Origin of the sequence: Segetibacter sp. 3557_3 (genome assembly GCF_004354985.1) — a bacterium.
Taxonomy (GTDB): domain Bacteria; phylum Bacteroidota; class Bacteroidia; order Chitinophagales; family Chitinophagaceae; genus Segetibacter.
In genome coordinates, this window is the sequence record NZ_SMSK01000009.1 from 1 (window position 1) to 18,081 (window position 18,081).

Sequence of the window (18,081 nt, forward strand, 5' to 3'; positions counted from 1 at the left end):
TGGTTGGTTATCCACACAAAATTGTGGATTGTTAAAAGAAAAAAGTAGCAAAAAAGAAAATAGTAATAATAGTATTAATATGTCTGACGACATATCAATACAAATCTAAAGGACACAACCGGAGTTTCATAGATATTCCGCTGCCGGCAACCTAAAAAAGAATACTCCACCTGGGTCAATGGTTCGTTATTGTGTCTTAATCTTTAATGCCGTTTAGTTGCGTCCCTTGTTCGATTAATATACCCAATGATGCATTGGGAGAGAAGCGCCGTGGCGATAGCCTATTCGGGCGGTGTGCCACGAATAGCTGTTGAACTACAGCAGCCAGGTCCTGATTATCTTTAAACCTACCATATTACCTGCTTACCAGTTAGTTCCGTGCGTGCTGCTACCGGCTTACCGGGCTCGGCCTGCTTACCTGTTCCCACTTACTTCACCAACCACATTCCGCAATTCAAACGCGCATCTGATCAACTCAGGCAAAACCACATTTTATGCGCTTGCTTCCCTGGATAGTTTCACCCCTGTTACCGGCAACGTAATGTTCAGGGTGACAAACATTTATATACCAAAACTATCCTTAGAACAGGTTATGAAACTGAATACTTTATTTACGAACATCATTTGTTGTTTATCGCTGAGCATAGGTGTGAAAATTGTAAATGCCATGCCACCATCCGGCAGGCCAACCCCCACTTTCCTACACGCATTTGATACCATTAACACCGGCACAGCATCAGCCATCTTCCGGACCAACTATCTGGATGATGCAGATGGCACCCCTGTTGATGCGCCATTCTCGGGCAACGTACAACGAACCATTTTACTTGGCTCCTCCGTGCAGGGACGCAGCATTGAAGCCTGGTATTTTCCGGGCACCAGTACAAAGCGCGCATTGGTTGTTGGCGGTGTTCACGGCTCTGAGCTGTCCGCAATTGAAGTTGCCAAACAGTTGGTTAAAGATCTTAAAAATGGTGCAAAGCCTTACTATAGTGTGATCGTAATCCCCTGCCTTTTTCCCGATAATGCAGCGGCGGCGCGCAGCAAACCGGGCTTGATTGGGTCAACAGACAACCACGGACGATACACACACCCGCATGCGGTGGATCCGAACAGGCAAATGCCATCACCAGGAAAGATTTTTTCACCCGACGAACCCGTTGATCATCTTAACCGCCGCATTGAAAATGAAAACCGGTTACTGCTTTCCCTGATCAACGAATTTAAACCTGAGCGCATGGTGAATCTACATGCCATACGCGATGTTGCTCATGCCGGATTCTTTGCCGATCCACGCACCGATGCTTCCGGCGTTGCATTGGGTTTCGGACCAGACAGTATGCTTGCCATCGACATGGCCAAATGGGTTCACGCACACGACGGCTATGCGCCCGGCAACAACCTTAACGGCAAGGCTACAGCCCTATACCGCAACGATCCTGCACCAGCTGCTAAGGGCGCCTACCAGCCCCGCAACCGAAGCGGTTCAGCATTGCCAAATAATCGCGGGCGTGGGGTATCTATGGGTACCTGGGCCACCACTGCTGTGCAGGACTCAGCATACGGGGGTTATACACGAGATGCGATTAGCCTGATAACAGTAGAGTTTCCCGGGTCTAAAAGGCCAATCGATTATGCTTCAAAAAAGCAACGGGAATTTTATCAGGAACAGGTTGACATATATGCGGCTGCAATTGCAAAGGTCTTTTTGAAAAGTACAGTTCCGGATCAATCAATTGTAGCACTAAACGAGTAAGGCTATTCTGCGGTTCTTGTAAGATCTCGCTCGTGATCTAAGGCGGGGGGTCGATGACCTAACCGCGCACAGCCGCTGCTGGTATGTTCGGAAGGGAGTATCTCGAGCCTATGTTTTTTCAAAAGGTGTGTAGCATAACCCATGGCATTAAAAGCGAACACCGGCACTTTCGATGCCGGCGTTCGTATAGCTCACGGGTTTGAAAATACTACCAACCCGGGTTTTGCACAACCGCAGGATTTTTCCTGATCTCATCATCAGGTATTGGTAACAGGTGCATCTCCGGACGAAATACGTGCAGGCGTGATGCCTGAACTTCCTGTGTTGTAGAATAAGTATATACCCAGTTTGGTGCGGTGCCTGTAATCTTTACCACCCTGTTGTAACCGTTGTTTACCGCCATTGCAATCTTCCACCTGCGGATGTCGTTAAAACGATGGTCCTCAAATGCAAGCTCTATCCTTCGCTCATTTTGGATGAGTGCTCGCATCTCAGCCTGGCTCATATTTGCTTTCAAACCAAACAACCCATCTGCGCCAGGAAGAATGCCTGCCCTGCTGCGCAGTTCAATCAACCTGGGATATGCCATTGCAGTTTGGCCGGCTTCATTAATTGCTTCGGCATAATTCAGCAGCATTTCAGCATACCTGATCAGTGGCCATGGCCGATCGATATTTGTAGAGGAGCTGCTTGAAAAAGTGCTGTCCAGCATTTTACGGCTAAAGTAACCGGTAACTGTTCCGGCTGAAAAACCCTGCTGGCTGCCGACGGATGCATTGATTACGGTGAGGGCAGTGTTTTGGGCATACCGGGATTGGTGGTAAATGATGGAAAAACGAAAACGGGGATCCCTTCCCTCGTAAGGATTGTTTGGCTGGTAACCTGATGCTGGATCTGTGATCGCCTTTCCATTCATCATCGGGAAAGCATCAACCAGGTTCTGCGTTGGAACAGAATAGTGTGTGCCCCCAAAACTACCACCGCCGGGATTATAGTAATTCTCAAAATCCTTACCTGAAGGACGCATCACCCCAAAGATCAGTTCCCTGTTCATAGTGCCCGTTCCTGCAGGACGCCCATTCAAAAAGGTTTGGTAGAAACCATATCCGGCGATCGTGCTGGTTGGGTTCCACAATGCATAGTATCCCGAATTAATTACCGCCAACGCAGCATCTGCAGCAGCCTGCCAATGACTTACGCTTGCAACAGGATAGCTGACCAGCTTTGCCAACTCGGGGTTGGTAGCAATGGAACCACCATTAAACAGTGGGCTTGCTGCATACAATAAAATTCTTGCTTTAAGTGCCATACAGGCGCCTTTTGTTGCTCTACCAAAATCCCGGGTGTCGGCGAAATCATAGTTGGTAGCTGGAAGTGACTCGCCTGCTTCATCCAGTTCTTTAGCCAGGTAGCTGACGAGGTCTGCAAAGTTTGCGCGCGGAATGCTTACCACATCTTCGATCCCGAAAACCTTGTCTTCTACATTAGGTACACCACCATAGGCAATCATAAGCTGGCTATAATACCAGGCCCTTAGAAACCGGCTCTCTCCTCTCATCCTGGCTTGCATACCGGCCGACAGCGGGGTAGTGGACAACTTCGACAACAGCAGGTTACAGCGGCGGATATTGGCATACGGAGTGCTCCAGAAATCACCAAGTCCGCTGGGCAGGTTGGTTGGGGAGATGGTTCCATTATACAATGCTACCGCAGCCTGGGTAGGTCCGGATAAACTGTACTCAGCATCGTCAGTGGCCAGTTCGGTATTTCCGTGCGAGCTCCAGCGACCTTTATTGAAACTGAAACCAATGTCGCTATAAATTCTGCTCAGGAACTGGATCGTACGGCTGCTATCAGAAAACACCTGTGCTTCGTCGAGTGCCGTTGATTTATTATCCAGGAAGCCGGATTTTGAACACGAGATCAGCCCCGCGGACAAGCCTATAATGATTAAAAACTTCTTCATATTTGGAATTAAAAATGCCATTGGAAGTGATAAATGAATTGAGATGATTTTAGAAGGTTGCGCTCACACCAAAGTTGAACGTCCGTTGTGGTGGATAGTTCACCCTGTCGCGATTTGTTTCAATTTCAGGATCAAATTCATAAAGTTTACTCAGCTTGGTCCAGGTAAAAATGTTGTAGCCGTTGCTATATACCCTGATGTCTTTCATCTTCAACGATTCAATCCAACGCTTTGGCAGTGAGTAACCGATTTCAGCAGTTTTCAAACGAATGTAATCACCCCTGATAAACCAGAATGTTGAAGGCATGGAAGACGGGTCGCTGATACCTGGGGTAAAGGTCAGCCGGGGAAACTTAGCATTGTCGCCCAGTTCAGGTGTCCATGCTTTGGTGTGCACCTCTGTAAGGTTTGCGCTAAATGCACGAATGGCTTCTGCTACTCCCCTCACGTTAAAGTTCTTTGATCCCTGGAAGAATAAGCCAATGTTGAAGCCTTTATACCGCACAGCAAGTTGTATACCGGCAGTAGTATTCGGCACATTAGGAAAGCCCTGTACTTTGCTGTCGAAACCGTTAATGGTACCGTCTCCGTTGATATCAGCATACTTGAGGTCACCGGGTCTTACGGCCTGTGGGGTACTTGGGCTCTTTGCAATATCAGCACTGTCTTTGTAAAAGCCGATCCATGTGTATACCCGCTGCATACCGATACTGTTACCGGTGTATGCCTGGTAGGGGAATAAGGGAATGGCCTCATCCTGGAAAAGGATTTTGTTTTTGGCGTATGAGTAGGAACCTTTAAGATTGTAGCTAAGGTCTTTATTAACCGAGTTGCCATAGGTAATTTCGATTTCATAACCACGGTTGTTTACCCTGCCAAGATTAACCGGTGGCAAAGACTGCCCGAAGATGTTAGAAACCGTACCCCTCGTGGTGAGGATATCAAACCTGTTGTTATTGAAATAGTCCAGGTTGATCCCGAGTTTGTTTTTAAACATACCCATCTCAATTCCTAGATCAAGTTTCTTTTCCTTTTCCCAGGTAACATTCGGGTTTCCGAGTGTACCTTCTGCGATACCGTTAATGGTATTGGATGTTTGACCAAAATAAGTAGCCCCACTCCCGTTGTACGTTTGCTGGTAGAAATAACTAAATCCGCTTCCCAGCTGGTCGTTACCAACCAGGCCATAAGAGCCCCTTAACTTCAAGCGGTCTACAACCTTGATGTTGTTTTTGAAAAAGTCTTCCTGCGATACGTTCCACCCTATTGAACCGGCGGGGAAAAAGCCATACCGCTTATCCTTTGAGAACCTGTCCGACCCGTTGCGGGCACCATTAAATTCAATCAGGTATTTCTGACGATAATCGTATCCTACACGTCCCGTTAGCCCAAGAAAATTGTTGGGAACAAAATTATAAGCCGTATTGCTGCTGAACTGGGTATTGGAATTTTGCGAATACATCACAAGACCATAAACGTGGTGACGATTGTTGAACGTACGGTCATAAGTGATAAATGCCTGGGCCGTAATTTTTCGGATGGTGGCTCCTGCATTTGGGGCCCCTCCCGTTCCGTTATCATTTACAAAAAGACGCCTAACCCTGAAGATGCTTGCGCTTCGTGGTTCATATGTTTGATTTACCGGGTTGTAAATGAACGACGGAAATTCGTTACGCGTCATACTCCTGGCGTATGCGTAATTGCTCGTATAGGCAACGGTTCCTTTAATGGCAAGTCCTTTTGTTATGAAGTCAAGCTTTTGATTCAGGTTGGTGATAACGTTCATATTGCTTTCGAACGTACGACTTGTATAACCATATAGGGTAAGCCTGCCCACGATGTTGTTTGTATTGTAGCTACCTGCACCAATCGGATTGGTACGTTGCCAGTTGCTGTAGCCATAGGAGCCATCGGGGTTATAGATGGGGTAAGCAAAAGGTGCGAGGGAAAGGAAACTGCTGTACTCATAAAACACATCATTATAACCAAATGCACTACCCACATTGGGTACATTAATTTCAGCGATGTTGCCGTACAGGTCAATACGCAAGTCAGTAGTGTTGGTCACCTTTATATCCAGGTTAGACCGGTAGTTATACCGTTTATTATAAAAGTTGCTGTTCAGGTCGGTGCCCTTGCTGAAGTTTTTTAATATACCGCCCTGGTCAAGGTAGCCGGCCGAGATAAAGTATTTTACTTTTTCGGTACCACCGGCGATATCGAGGTTAGCCCTTGATTGCCGGCTGAATTTCCGGAACAACTCGTTTTTCCAATCAACATCAGGATGCCCGTAAGGATCGGTACCATCGCGGTAAGCCGCGAGGTCGGCATCAGAAAAGAAGGGTTGAAAGTTTGGTGTCGGGTTCGGACTTGAGGCGTTGTCGTTGATCTGAGCCTTATTATACAAACTGGCTGTTTCGTACGCATTCAGGAAGTCTGGAATCTTGGTTGGCTGCGAAATACTCGTTTCTGTTCTAAAAGAAATCTGGGGCGGTCCCAGCTTACCGCGCCTTGTTGTTACTACCATAACTCCGTTTGCACCCCTTACCCCATATATAGCCGTTGTTGAGGCATCTTTAAGAATACTCAGGCTCTCTACCTCATTCGGGTCGATTCTCGCAAACTGGTCGTAGGTAAATTCAATATCATCTACAATGATCAGCGGTTGATTATTTCCATTATACGAACTGATCCCACGGATGTAAAAGTTTGCTCCGTCAGCCCCGGGTCTGCCTGATGTTTGCTGCGAAAAGAATCCCGGCAAACGACCGGCAAGTGTATTTTGCAAACTGGCAGCAGGATTATCCCTGATCTCTTTACCCGAGATTGTACTGATCGCACCCGTGGTCGTAATCCGCTTCTGCCGTCCATAACCAACCACCACTACTTCTTCCATATTGGCGCCCGAGGTTCCTTTTAGTGTGATGGTAAGTGCAGTCCTGTTTCCTACACGCACCTCCTGTGTCTGATAGCCAACGTTACTGATCACCAGGATACCAGATGTGCCCCTTAGCGTAATTGCAAAAGTGCCTGAAGCATTTGTACTTGTGCCGTTTGCAGAGGTTCCCTTTTCAACAATGGTTGCACCTACAATCACCTCGCCGGTGCTGTCCGCAACCGAACCCGTAACCCGGGTTTGTGCATTTGCGGCTGAAAAAACAAGCGCCTGTATGATGAGCAAATAGAAATATAATTTTTTCATGTATGATTACTTTAATCGTTGATAAGGATTGCTTTACCAGCCTTCATTTTGGATAAGTGCCGTATTTTTCGTGGTTTCATCATAAGGCAGCGGCATGTGGTAAAGCTTTGGTTGAAAAACAGCGGTGCCTACTGGTACAACCTGGTATGTTGCAGTTGTTCCTGTACCCGTAATCCGCATGCCATTCAGGGTGGTATTGAGCACTTGTTCAGCAATCTTCCAGCGACGTACATCCCAAAACCGGTGTTCCTCAAAGGCAAGTTCTATCCGGCGTTCATTTTGGATGGCGGCGCGTAATTCGGCTTGCGTAATACCTGCCTTTATACCATACCGGTTGTTGGTTCCTGCGGTTATGCCGGCCCTTGCCCGTATCCTGATGAGCTGGGTTACTGCATCCTCCATCCTGCCAACTTCGTTTAACGCCTCCGCTAAGTTTAGTATCATCTCGGCGTACCTGAATATCGGGAAGTTGTGGCTCTGGTTAGAATAAGCGGTACCTGTGCTAAAGTCAGCAAGAAACTTCCGCAAATAATAGCCGGTTCGTGTTTGAACCGTTGTGGTATTGGGCCTGTCCAAACCACCTTCATGGGTTTGCACAGCACGTCCACCCAACCACCTGAGCCCGTTGTAAAATACCGTGGCATCAAGTCGGGCATCCCGGTTGGTATAAGGGTTGGCCGCGCTGTATCCCGATGCCGGATCGGTTATCGCCAATCCATTCCGCATGGGGAAAGCGTCAACAAAATTTTGAGTTGGACTGGTTAGACCCTGGCTGATCGTTCCATTGCTCACAAAACCAATCGGCGACTGGGAAACTTCCAGGTTTGAGCTGTTGCCGCTTTGCCTTGCAAGAATAATCTCCAGGTTACGCTTAACGGTAAATACCGAAGAAAAGGCCGTTGCAGGTGTAGCCGAAGAGATCAGTGAATAATAACCCAGTCCCATAAACTCCTCCGCTGCGGCAAGGACTCGCTGCCACCTCGCAGGATCGTAAGTCAGGTAACCGGTCAGGGCTTTCTTTACGGGATCTGTCTCTATGCCGCCACCATTATAAAGCGGGCTGGCAGCATACAGCAATGCACGGGTCTTAAGGGCAACCGCAGCTCCGCGCGGAACATGACCCCAGTAGCCATCCGTCATGGCTGTTTCAAGGATCAGGCTATCCTTAACAGCACTACATTCACTAACGATATAGTTGATGCAGGTGTCAAAATTATTCCGGGGTATGTCGAGGTTGTCCTCAAGTGTAAAGGTGGTATCGCCAAGCAGCGGAACACCCCCATAGCGTTTTACCAGTTCGAAGTATAACAAGGCACGAATAAACCTTGCTTCTGCACGATAGTAACGCTTGGTTAACGCATTCGCGGCAGAGAGCTTTTCCAATGGTACTTTATCGATGTTCTTGATAAATATCGTTGCTCTCCTGATACCAAAATAGCTGTTCGACCAATATGGGTCGGGATTGTTGAGTGCATTGATCCGTCCGTCTGTAAACCGTTGTACAGGGGTGTTCAGGCGGGAGGGAATGGCATCATCCGTACCCGCATCCAGAAAGTCGCTGCTAATCCGGTTGAAGCCGGTAGGCATATAATTGTAAAGGTCGTTCAGGTTGAAACCGGCTACTACCCCATTTTGATCCATCGTATCAAAAACAAGTTCGCTACCAAACCAGTCTTTCGGCTCCCGCTCAACCTTACGGCATGATGAAACAACCAGCGTAAGCGTGAGAACAAGACAAACTGCAGCGGCACTCAAATAATATTCAGTTCTTTTCATATTCTTACAAGCTTAAAATTTAATGTTAATACCAAAGTTGAACACCCTTTGTAATGGATATGTTTCACCATCAAAAGTTTCAGGATCCCTGCCCATGATTTCTGAAGAGGATGCCGTAAGCAGGTTGAAGCCATTGGCAAATACGCGCACGGTTTTCAGTTTGAATTTTCCGGTCAATGATGCCGGTAAAGCGTAGCCGATCTCTGCGTTCTTTAACCTCAGGTAGTCCCCTGAACGTACCCAATAGGATGAGTTCGCCTGGTTGTTATCATTCACGCCGATGTTCAAACGCGGGTAAGTAGCGGTCGCTGCGGTTTGCGGGGTCCACCGATCCAGGTGGTGCTCAAAAGCCTGTCCAAGTCCATTATTTTGGAAAGCCCAATAGCTACTGCTCAGAGAATTTGGATTGATGCCGCCCATGTAGATGTTGCGGTTCTGAACACCCTGAATTAACGCACTAATATCGAAACCCTTCCATGAGGCACCAAGGGAGAGCCCATAATACACCAGTGGTTTCGTTCTGCCAATCGCGGTTATATCAAACTGGTTGATGATCCCGTCGCTGTTAAGGTCCTTGTATTTGATATCCCCGGGCCGAGGACTATAACCTTCGATTTTTGCGCTGGAAGTAATCTCGGCATTGGTGCTGAATAAACTCTCTGCGATATAGCCAAAACGCTGACCCACGGGTTGACCGGTACGCTTCATCCAGTCGTAGCGTTGGAACACCTCGTCAGAATAGAGTACTTCAGAACGAACGAGGGTGGCGTTAGCACTTGCAAAAAACTCGAAGTCTTTCACAGCCTTTTGCCAACTGAGTTTTGCCTCCCAGCCCTTGTAACGATTGATACCGATATTCTCGTTTGGATAGTTGTTGCCGATGAGGCTGGTGTTTCTGCCACGCTGCATTAGCAGGTCGTAGTAACGGTTACTAAAGTATTCTACGCCCACGGCAAGTTGGTCGTTAAAGAAAGCCGCATTCAAACCCAGGTTTAATTTGCTTGCTTTTTCAAATGTGATGTTGCGGTTGGCAAGTGTTTGTTCGGTAATGGCGGTATTTCCGCTTGCGGCTGTACCAAAAATAACACTGGGGCCGTCGAAGTAGCGTTGTATATAAGTAAAGTTACCGGGGTTGTCGTTGCCCGTTTTACCATAAGATCCAAATAGCTTAAGCCGGCTGATCCAACGGGTATTTTTTAAAAAATCTTCCTGGTTGATGTTCCAGCCAAAGCCAACAGATGGAAAGAAGCCCACCTTTGTTGCACCATTGTCGGGGTAACGATTGGAGCCATTTAATCCGTAAGCACCTTCAAGAATGTATTTGCCTTTGTAGTTATAGGCTACACGGCCGGATGTGCCGATGATGGTATAGGGTACGTTGATAAAACCATCAGTTGAATTATCCCGGTTAGCAAGTACGATAGCACTAAGGCCATGTGCATTATTAAAGGTTCGGTCATAACCGATGCTGAATTCTTCGTAGTCGGTACGTCCCTGGTAGGCTATGCTTTGTGCGTTTGCCTGTGTTCCATTTGCGCCAAAGGTGGTATAACCGGTACCTGCGCGTTGGTAAACTGCAAAGGTTTTACTGCGGTTCTGATCTTCGGAAAGGGTATTGTAATAAGCAACTTTGGCCTGCATCCAGAGCCCGGGGGTAATTTCATCCAGTGTTCTTTTCAGGTATACATTTACCAACATGTCACGCTTATAGTTCTGGCGGTATCCCGAACCAATTGTTTGCGCAAGCAGGTTGTTCTGGAACTGTGATGTGCCTGCAAAGCTTCCGTTTGCATTAAGTAAAGGGTAAGCATTGGCTGGTGTGTTCAGCAGGTTAACGAGAATACTCGGGGTTCCCGCACCAGGTTCATTTGCATTAAGAATACGTCCCAACAGGTAGATGCCGCCGGTCAACTTGCTGGTAATGCTAACGTCTACATTAGAACGAATGACATAACTTTTAAAACTATTATTCGTGTTATATGCGTTGCTATCAACTGTTTTAAAGAAACCCGATTGGTTTAGGTGTTCAAGAGATACATAATAGCGTGCATAACGGTTGCCGCCCGTTGCACTTAAGGTATAGCGATTGAAGGTGGAGGTTCTGTTTGTAATTTCATCTCTCCAGTTTACATCAGGGTAAGCCAGCGAGTTCGACTGGTTTTTATAAGCCTGCAAAACCGAATCAGGATAAAGCGGGGTTGATCCATCATTCACCCGCGCTTCGTTGTACAGGGTTGCATAGTCAAATGCATTGAGCGCCTTTGGAAATCCCAAAGATTCCTGAACCGCGGTTTGCGCGGTAAAAGAAATCTGCTGCCGTTCGGGTCTTCCTTTTTTCGTGCTAACCACAACTGCTCCACCTGAGCCCCTCACCCCTAACATGGCGGCACCAAGAGCATCTTTCACCACCGTTATAGATTCAATTTCCTCAAGGTCGAACTGGGTCAGGTTGGCGATCACGCCATCAATCACCACAACAGGGGTTTGCCCACGCAAACTGAAAGAAGCACCGTCACTTCCCGGAAGACCGGAAGACTGTAGCGTGTACAAGCCAGCCAGGCGACCCGTCAACGTGTTTCTGAAGTTGGAAGTTGGTGACTTGAGTATCTCAGGTGAGTAAATAACATCAGTTGATGCGACAGATAGATTTGCCGGAACACTATGATAAATCAGTTGAACAGGATTTACATCCCTGGCAACAATCCCGTTGTCTCGTTCAAGAAGTAGCTCAATCGTTGTTGCTTCAGATAAAACGTACCTGAGGGATCTAAAACCTGGATGATCCACAAGCAGCGTATCACCCGGTTGGGCAGTTATCGAAAAGGTACCATTAGCCACCGTTGTTGCTGTTGCTCCGGTGCCGGAAACAAATAACTGAACACCCGGTATTGGTTTTCGTGATTGGTTTACAACAAGGCCCTGGTAGGTTGCAAAATATTTTGGTGAGGCTTCAATTTTTTCTTTTCCGGGAAGCCTTTTAAACGGATTTGCATTGGTTCCGGAAATACATGCGAGAGATAGAAAGACAAAGGCAAAAGCACTTTTTAATTTCATAGTTTAATTTATTCTATAACTAAGGTGGCGATTTGGCTAAAGTGCGCAATATTAACCAATTCTTAACGACAACAAACAAAAACAAAGGACCGGATTAGTCAATTTAATTCACCTGTTTTCAACACGAATGCATATCTATAATTCAGCTTAGTGTCAGCTATATTCAACGTGTATTTAAGACGCACTTTGCCACCAGCCGCAGTAAGCTGCTCTAAATGTCGGTCCTACTAAATGTTGTTGGCCGCTGATTCAATGCTATAACTACATGCTTTAGGTAGGAGTAATCCTAGCAACCAACCCGTCGGGGCGTTGCCTGTTTTTCGGCTTGCTTGTCCTTGCTAATATCAACGCGCCGCCATTGGCCCCAAACAGTTTGTAGTGAACCCAAAAAAACCGGCAAGGTTTACCCTGCCGGTTCGAACTAATGAGTCATATCAATTTGATTCACCCTAACTGATGCAAACTGCTTGCAATTTGGAACACAAAACGGGTCAATGCAGCGGTAGATACTGATTGTGCACCAACAGTCGGGAACCACGATCGACCACTTGAAGTCGTTATATGAAAAGATTGGAGCGATCGGCCGAAGCCATATTCGGCTCCAGTTGCCCGCCCGGCTACGCTAGTCGGGCGGGTGTGTCATTCCCTTGTACCTACCGTGTGGACACCTCTTTTAAGCGGCTTAAAAATGGAACACGGATAAGAGGGATAAAATGGATAGGTATGCTTTATCTTTCTGCGAAGCAGAAAATCTATCCATTTTGTTCAAAGCCGTAGCAAAAAGGATTGTTTTAGAAGATGAATTTTCGCCAAAATCCGATTAAGATCATTTTCCATCCGTGTATCATACCGTAAACAACGTTCGTGCACTTCAGAAAAACTTCTGTACTGTTGCAGGTTCCCATTAAAACGGTAACCCGAGTTCGCTTAACCGGACAACAATGTGCTTCGCTATGTTATAATCAGTTTAACATAAAAAATCTTTGCTAAACCTGATGGAAACTAGACAGCATGAGAAGTGCTTAACATTCGCATGTTTCTGGCGATCGGTTTAGAAGCCTTGATTTATCAGCAGGCTAAGGCTAGTCAATCGCCCACATATCGGCTTCAAACGCCTTTATCCTTTTCCTGCTTTTGTATTCAATCCGGCTGGTAACAACCTTGCCACCCAAAGCCTTTAATACGCAAAATACAGCTGCAAGCGCAAGCGCAATTTGCACACCGGTAACACCAATAAGGTATATCGTGAAAAACTGGAATAATTGTTTCATAATATGAATTTGTTTAGGATCATTTTTGTTGATAATGCTGAAAGGGCTTGTGCAAGCCGCAGCAATGCGCTATCTCCATCCCCCACCTAAAGCACGGTACAACTCCGTTTTCGCATTAGTTTGTTCGAATGTTATTGCTGCAAGTTGCAGTTCGCTTTCAAGTACTTTTTCCTGTGCAGTAATCACCTCAAGATAATTGGCCATTCCTGTCTTGAACAACATGTTTGCGTTAACGATAGCCTGCTGCAGCGTATTCACCCGGGTGATCGCAAGCTGTCTTTCGAATTGAAGTTTTTCTACTTTAACCAACGCATCCGACACTTCCCCTACAGCCGTTAATACCGCCTGCCTGAACTGTATCACGCTTTTCTCCCGGTTGACCAATGCAAGGTTGTACGCGGTAGTGAGTTGCTTTTTCTGCAGCAATGGCTGTGCAATACTGCCTGCTACGATCCCAAACAGCGATGCAGGAACGTTAAACCAGTTGCTCGCAGTAAAAGTGTTGAGTCCACCGGCAGCGGTAATACTCAGCGAGGGATACATTGCTGCTTTTGCGATACCTGCCTGCGCGTTTGCGATGGAAAGCGCAAGCTCATAGCGCTTCACGTCTGGTCTGCGGCTGACCATTTCAGCTGGAAGTCCGGCAGACGTCTCGCCAGGCCAACTGAGCCCATTATCCAGGCTGTTGCGTTGTATTCTTCCGGGTAAAGTTCCTGCAAGAATGCTCAGGGCGTTTTCCTGTACAGCTATCTCTTTTTCAAGTGACGGAACTAACCCTGCTGCTGATAAATGTTGCGCTTCGGCCTGCTGAACCGCCAGTGCATTAACCTGTCCCGCAGTAAACTGCAGCCTGATGATGTTGAGGGTACTATCGTTTAGGGCGATGTTTTTTCGTGCAATTGCGAGCTGTGCATCCAACCTCAGCAGGTTTGCATATCCCTGTGCCACGGCGGCTACGATGTTGGTCTGAACTGCTTTTTTTGCCTCTTCAGTTTGCAGGTACCCGGCCAATGCAGCCGCCCTTTGATTCTTTATTTTACCCCAGATATCCGCTTCCCACGAAAGGTTGATGTTTGCGGAATAGTCCTCCACATGGGTGGAACCCAGGAACTGTTTTGCACTAAGTCCATTTAAACTATTGTCGGAGGGGCGGTTGGTATTTGCGGTTACCTGAAGTCTCGCATCCGGCAGGTACGACCACCTGGTTTGCTTCAACTGAAGGTCTGCATATTCTATATTTTTTAAAGCGAGCTGCATATCATAATTCCTGCTGATTGCCTTCTGGATCAACTGTTGTAAAATGGGATCCTTGAAAAAGCGTTTCCATTCGAGCTCAGCTATGCCTGAAGTCTTTTCACTGGAGTCATTTCTAAACTTCGACGGCAAATCAATCGCCGGCGGCGCAACAGGTTTGGTAACATTGCAGGCATTAAACACTGCTACAATTACGAGTAGCAGAAAGCCATTTTTAATTAAGTTCATTGTTGTTGTTTTACTGCTTGTTGAAGGTGCCTGCAGGTATGCGCTTAACTTCGATTGCTTAACGCAAACCCTGCAAGGTTCCCTCTAATAGTCCGTTGTTTAAGGCGGGGCAAAATATCTGGCACCCGCCTTTTCGGATTATCGGTTTATACCATTACAGGCTTTGGACGATGAAGAGTTTCGGCGTGATGCTGAGGAATGACAAGCTTTGGCCTGCCGGTAATTTTTTCCTGTAGTCGCTGGAAGATGATGAATAGTACAGGAATGATAAACACACCAAGCAGTACCCCGGTTACCATACCGCCGGCTGCACCAATGCTGATGGAATGATTACCTAAGGCCGATGGTCCATCGGCACGCATCATTGGTATGAGTCCAACAATAAAAGCAAGAGATGTCATAATAATGGGACGTAGCCTGAGCCTCGCTGCTTCAAGGGCGGCAACAACCAGGGTTTTACCTGCGCGGCGGCGTTGCAACGCAAATTCAACAATCAGGATGGCATTTTTTGCCAGTAACCCGATGAGCATAACAAGTGCTACCTGCACGTAGATATTGTTTTCGATCCCTGTCAGGCCTATGGCTGCAAATACACCAAACACACCCACCGGGATGGATAAGATCACCGATAACGGCACCAGGTAACTTTCGTACTGCGCTGCAAGTAAAAAATAAACAAACAGCAGGCATAGGGTGAAAATGATTACCGACTGTCCGCCGGACTGTATTTCCTCTTTGGTTAACCCCGAAAATTCGTAGGTATAGCCTTCAGGTAAACTGGCTGCTGCAACTTCTTCCACCGCTCGTATCGCATCACCTGAACTATAGCCCGGTTTTGCCATAGCGTTGATACCAATTGAATTAAACAGGTTATATCGCGACACTGTTTCAGGACCATAAACCCGGTTCAATTTCACCAGGGTGTTGATAGGCACCATGTCGCCACCGCGGTTTTTTACAAACACATTATCTATCGCCGACGGTGCTGCCCGCGACGCCATATCGGCCTGAACCAGCACACGGTAATACTTACCAAAACGGTTGAAATCTGATGCCTGGGCACTACCAAAGTATCCCTGCATGGTTTGCAAAATGTCTTTGACGTTTACCCCAAGTTGCTCAGCTTTCACATCATCTACTTCAAGCTCTAGCTGCGGGTAATCTGCTTTGAAGGACGTGAATGCCATGGCAATTTCTTCGCGCTTCATCAGGTCAGCAATAAACTTTGTAGAGACGGTATTGAACTTGTCCAGCTTGCCCCCGCTCCTATCCTGCAACACCATGTCTAGCCCATCTACATTACTAAAACCCGGCACTGTTGGAAAGGTGAACACGAAGAAATCAGCAGCTTTAATACTTCCGAGTTTTTCGCGCACCTGCGACATGATGGCATTGATGTCTTTAACCTTTCCACGTTCTTTTGCGGGTTTCAACAATACAAAGGCAACTGCTGATGAAGGGCTTGATGACTGTGTAAGGATATTAAAACCCGATAGCCCCATCACTGTTCTGTTTGCCTCGATAGTACCCAGTACTTTTTCAGTTTCCTGTACAACCTGGGTTGTACGTTGCAGGGAAGCACCTGCGGGCATAGACATAGAAATCGCAATGAAACCCTGGTCTTCGGAAGGAATAAAACCCGATGGTGTTTTCTTTACCATCCATACGGTACTCAGTAAGACTACTGCGAGCCCTGCAAGACCGATCCATTTGTAGCGTACCAGGTACCGAAGCCCGCCAACATACTTCTCCGTGAGCGAACTAAAGCCCCTGTTAAAACCGGCAAAAAACCTTTCTTTAAATCCTTTTATTCCCCGGGGATCAGCTGCGGTGCCATGTTTATGTTTCAAAAACAAGGCGGCAAGTGCGGGGCTTAGTGTCAAAGCATTTACCGCTGATATCACGATTGCAATTGCCAGCGTGAACGCAAATTGTCTATAGAAAACTCCTGTTGAACCCTTCATAAATCCAACCGGCAAAAACACGGCACTCATCACCAGCGTAATGGAAATAATCGCCCCGGTCATCTCGTGCATGGCAGCCGTGGTGGCCGCTTTTGCGGGCAAGTGGTCGCGCTCCATTTTGGCATGAACAGCCTCAACCACAACTATTGCATCATCCACTACAATACCTATCGCAAGCACCAGTGCAAACAGGGTCAGCAGGTTAATTGAGAAGCCAAACAATTGCATAAAAAAGAAGGTGCCGACAATAGCAACAGGTACAGCGATCGCAGGGATCAGGGTTGCACGCAAATCCTGCAGGAACAAAAACACTACGATAAACACGAGGATAAAAGCTTCGATAAGTGTATGTATTACCTGGCTTATCGATTGGTCAAGCGAGTCTTTCGTATTGTATAGTATCAGGTGCTTGACCCCTTTTGGAAAGTTCTTGGAGGCCTTCTTCATCAGGTCAGCGATGGCAATCTGTATCTCGTTAGAGTTAGAGCCTGCGAGTTGCATCGCCGCGATATTGATACCCGGCTTACCATTAACCCTCGTGTAATTACCATAGGTATAAGCGCCAAATTCTATCCTTGCCACGTCTTTTAAACGAAGCATAGAACCATCGGCGTTCGACTTGATTACAATGTTTTCGTAGTCTGCCGGCTGATTTAATTTCCCCTTATACTTAATCACATATTCAAATGCCTCTGTACTACTCTCACCAAATTTCCCGGGAGCTGCTTCAAGGTTTTTATCCTGTATAGCACCAACTACTTCGGTTGGGGTCAGGTTATATGCAGCCATCTGCGCAGGGTTGAGCCAGACGCGCATGGAGTAATCCTTGCTTCCACCAAATATGATAGACTGGCCCACACCCGGTATACGCTTGATCTCGGGAATTATGTTTATCTGCGCATAGTTGGCGAGAAAGGTTTGGTCATAAGTTGCAGTGTCTTCGGCGTAAAGGTCCACAACCATCAACAGGCTGTTTTGTTGTTTTGCCGTTGTAACACCGGCCTGCACAACCTCAAGGGGTAGCTGGCTGCTTGCCTGCGAAACCCTGTTCTGTACGTTTACCGCGGCCTGGTCGGGATCTGTACCAAGCTTAAAATAAATGGTAATCACCAGCGATCCGTCGTTGCTTGCGGTTGAGCTCATGTAACTCATATTCTCCACCCCATTGATACTTTCTTCGAGTGAAGGAGCAACGGAACGTAATACCGTTTCGGCGTTCGCGCCGGGGTAAAAAGCAGTAACCTGTACTGCCGGGGGGGCGATGTCGGGAAATTGTTGCAGGGGCAAACCCGTTAGGCCGAGTACACCCAGGATGATCAGTAAGATGGAGACCACGGTAGCCATAACAGGCTTTTCGATAAATCTTTTAAACATGTTGTTGAAATTGAGTTCTGGTATAATCAGTAGTTTTTTTGGTGACCAGCATTTGCTTTCTGTGGATCCCCGGTTGTGTCACTCACTTGTACGGCATCTTTTTATGGCAGCCGGTGAACTCGTAACACACTTAGGAGACGCTCAGGAAAAATGCACATCCACGGCTATTCATTTGTGGCGGTTACATGGCGCATGTTTGGGCAATAGTTTAGCAGCACAGTCTTTAGCTGAATTAA

At 47.0% G+C, this 18,081-nt stretch carries 8 protein-coding genes; 1 reads left to right on the forward strand and 7 read right to left on the reverse strand.

Annotated elements, in window-relative coordinates; translation table 11 throughout:
- Window positions 1-310 precede the first annotated feature (310 nt).
- On the forward strand, window positions 311-1,756 hold the full coding sequence (locus EXU57_RS14330) for a succinylglutamate desuccinylase/aspartoacylase family protein (RefSeq protein WP_133268916.1): 1,446 nt from the start codon (window positions 311-313) through the stop codon (window positions 1,754-1,756).
- Window positions 1,757-1,964: 208 nt separating this feature from the next.
- Here EXU57_RS14330 and EXU57_RS14335 read toward each other — a convergent pair whose 3' ends face one another.
- From EXU57_RS14335 to EXU57_RS14365, 7 genes are all read right to left on the reverse strand, one after another.
- Entirely contained in the window at window positions 1,965-3,722 is a 1,758-nt protein-coding gene (locus EXU57_RS14335) for a RagB/SusD family nutrient uptake outer membrane protein (protein WP_165958146.1), read from the reverse strand.
- A 49-nt stretch (window positions 3,723-3,771) separates the two neighbouring features.
- On the reverse strand, window positions 3,772-6,924 hold the full coding sequence (locus tag EXU57_RS14340; RefSeq protein WP_133268918.1) for a SusC/RagA family TonB-linked outer membrane protein: 3,153 nt from the start codon (window positions 6,922-6,924) through the stop codon (window positions 3,772-3,774).
- A gap of 33 nt (window positions 6,925-6,957) precedes the next feature.
- Entirely contained in the window at window positions 6,958-8,700 is a 1,743-nt protein-coding gene (locus tag EXU57_RS14345) for a RagB/SusD family nutrient uptake outer membrane protein (RefSeq protein ID WP_133268919.1), read from the reverse strand.
- A 12-nt stretch (window positions 8,701-8,712) separates the two neighbouring features.
- Entirely contained in the window at window positions 8,713-11,754 is a 3,042-nt protein-coding gene (locus EXU57_RS14350) for a SusC/RagA family TonB-linked outer membrane protein (protein WP_133268920.1), read from the reverse strand.
- A 1,082-nt stretch (window positions 11,755-12,836) separates the two neighbouring features.
- On the reverse strand, window positions 12,837-13,025 hold the full coding sequence (locus EXU57_RS14355) for a hypothetical protein (protein WP_133268921.1): 189 nt from the start codon (window positions 13,023-13,025) through the stop codon (window positions 12,837-12,839).
- 69 nt (window positions 13,026-13,094) lie between these two features.
- Window positions 13,095-14,507, reverse strand: coding sequence for an efflux transporter outer membrane subunit (locus EXU57_RS14360; RefSeq protein WP_133268922.1), 1,413 nt, complete (start codon window positions 14,505-14,507; stop codon window positions 13,095-13,097).
- Window positions 14,508-14,653: 146 nt separating this feature from the next.
- Window positions 14,654-17,845, reverse strand: a complete 3,192-nt coding sequence (locus tag EXU57_RS14365) for an efflux RND transporter permease subunit (protein WP_133268923.1) — start codon at window positions 17,843-17,845, stop codon at window positions 14,654-14,656.
- Window positions 17,846-18,081 lie beyond the last annotated feature (236 nt).

What these genes read in the sequence shown, in the direction of transcription:
- EXU57_RS14335 (WP_165958146.1), bottom strand. Translation starts at nt 3,722, where the DNA reads ATGAAGAAGTTTTTAATCATTATAGGCTTGTCCGCGGGGCTGATCTCG.
- EXU57_RS14340 (WP_133268918.1), bottom strand. Translation starts at nt 6,924, where the DNA reads ATGAAAAAATTATATTTCTATTTGCTCATCATACAGGCGCTTGTTTTT.
- EXU57_RS14345 (WP_133268919.1), bottom strand. Translation starts at nt 8,700, where the DNA reads ATGAAAAGAACTGAATATTATTTGAGTGCCGCTGCAGTTTGTCTTGTT.
- EXU57_RS14350 (WP_133268920.1), bottom strand. Translation starts at nt 11,754, where the DNA reads ATGAAATTAAAAAGTGCTTTTGCCTTTGTCTTTCTATCTCTCGCATGT.
- EXU57_RS14355 (WP_133268921.1), bottom strand. Translation starts at nt 13,025, where the DNA reads ATGAAACAATTATTCCAGTTTTTCACGATATACCTTATTGGTGTTACC.
- EXU57_RS14360 (WP_133268922.1), bottom strand. Translation starts at nt 14,507, where the DNA reads ATGAACTTAATTAAAAATGGCTTTCTGCTACTCGTAATTGTAGCAGTG.
- EXU57_RS14365 (WP_133268923.1), bottom strand. Translation starts at nt 17,845, where the DNA reads ATGTTTAAAAGATTTATCGAAAAGCCTGTTATGGCTACCGTGGTCTCC.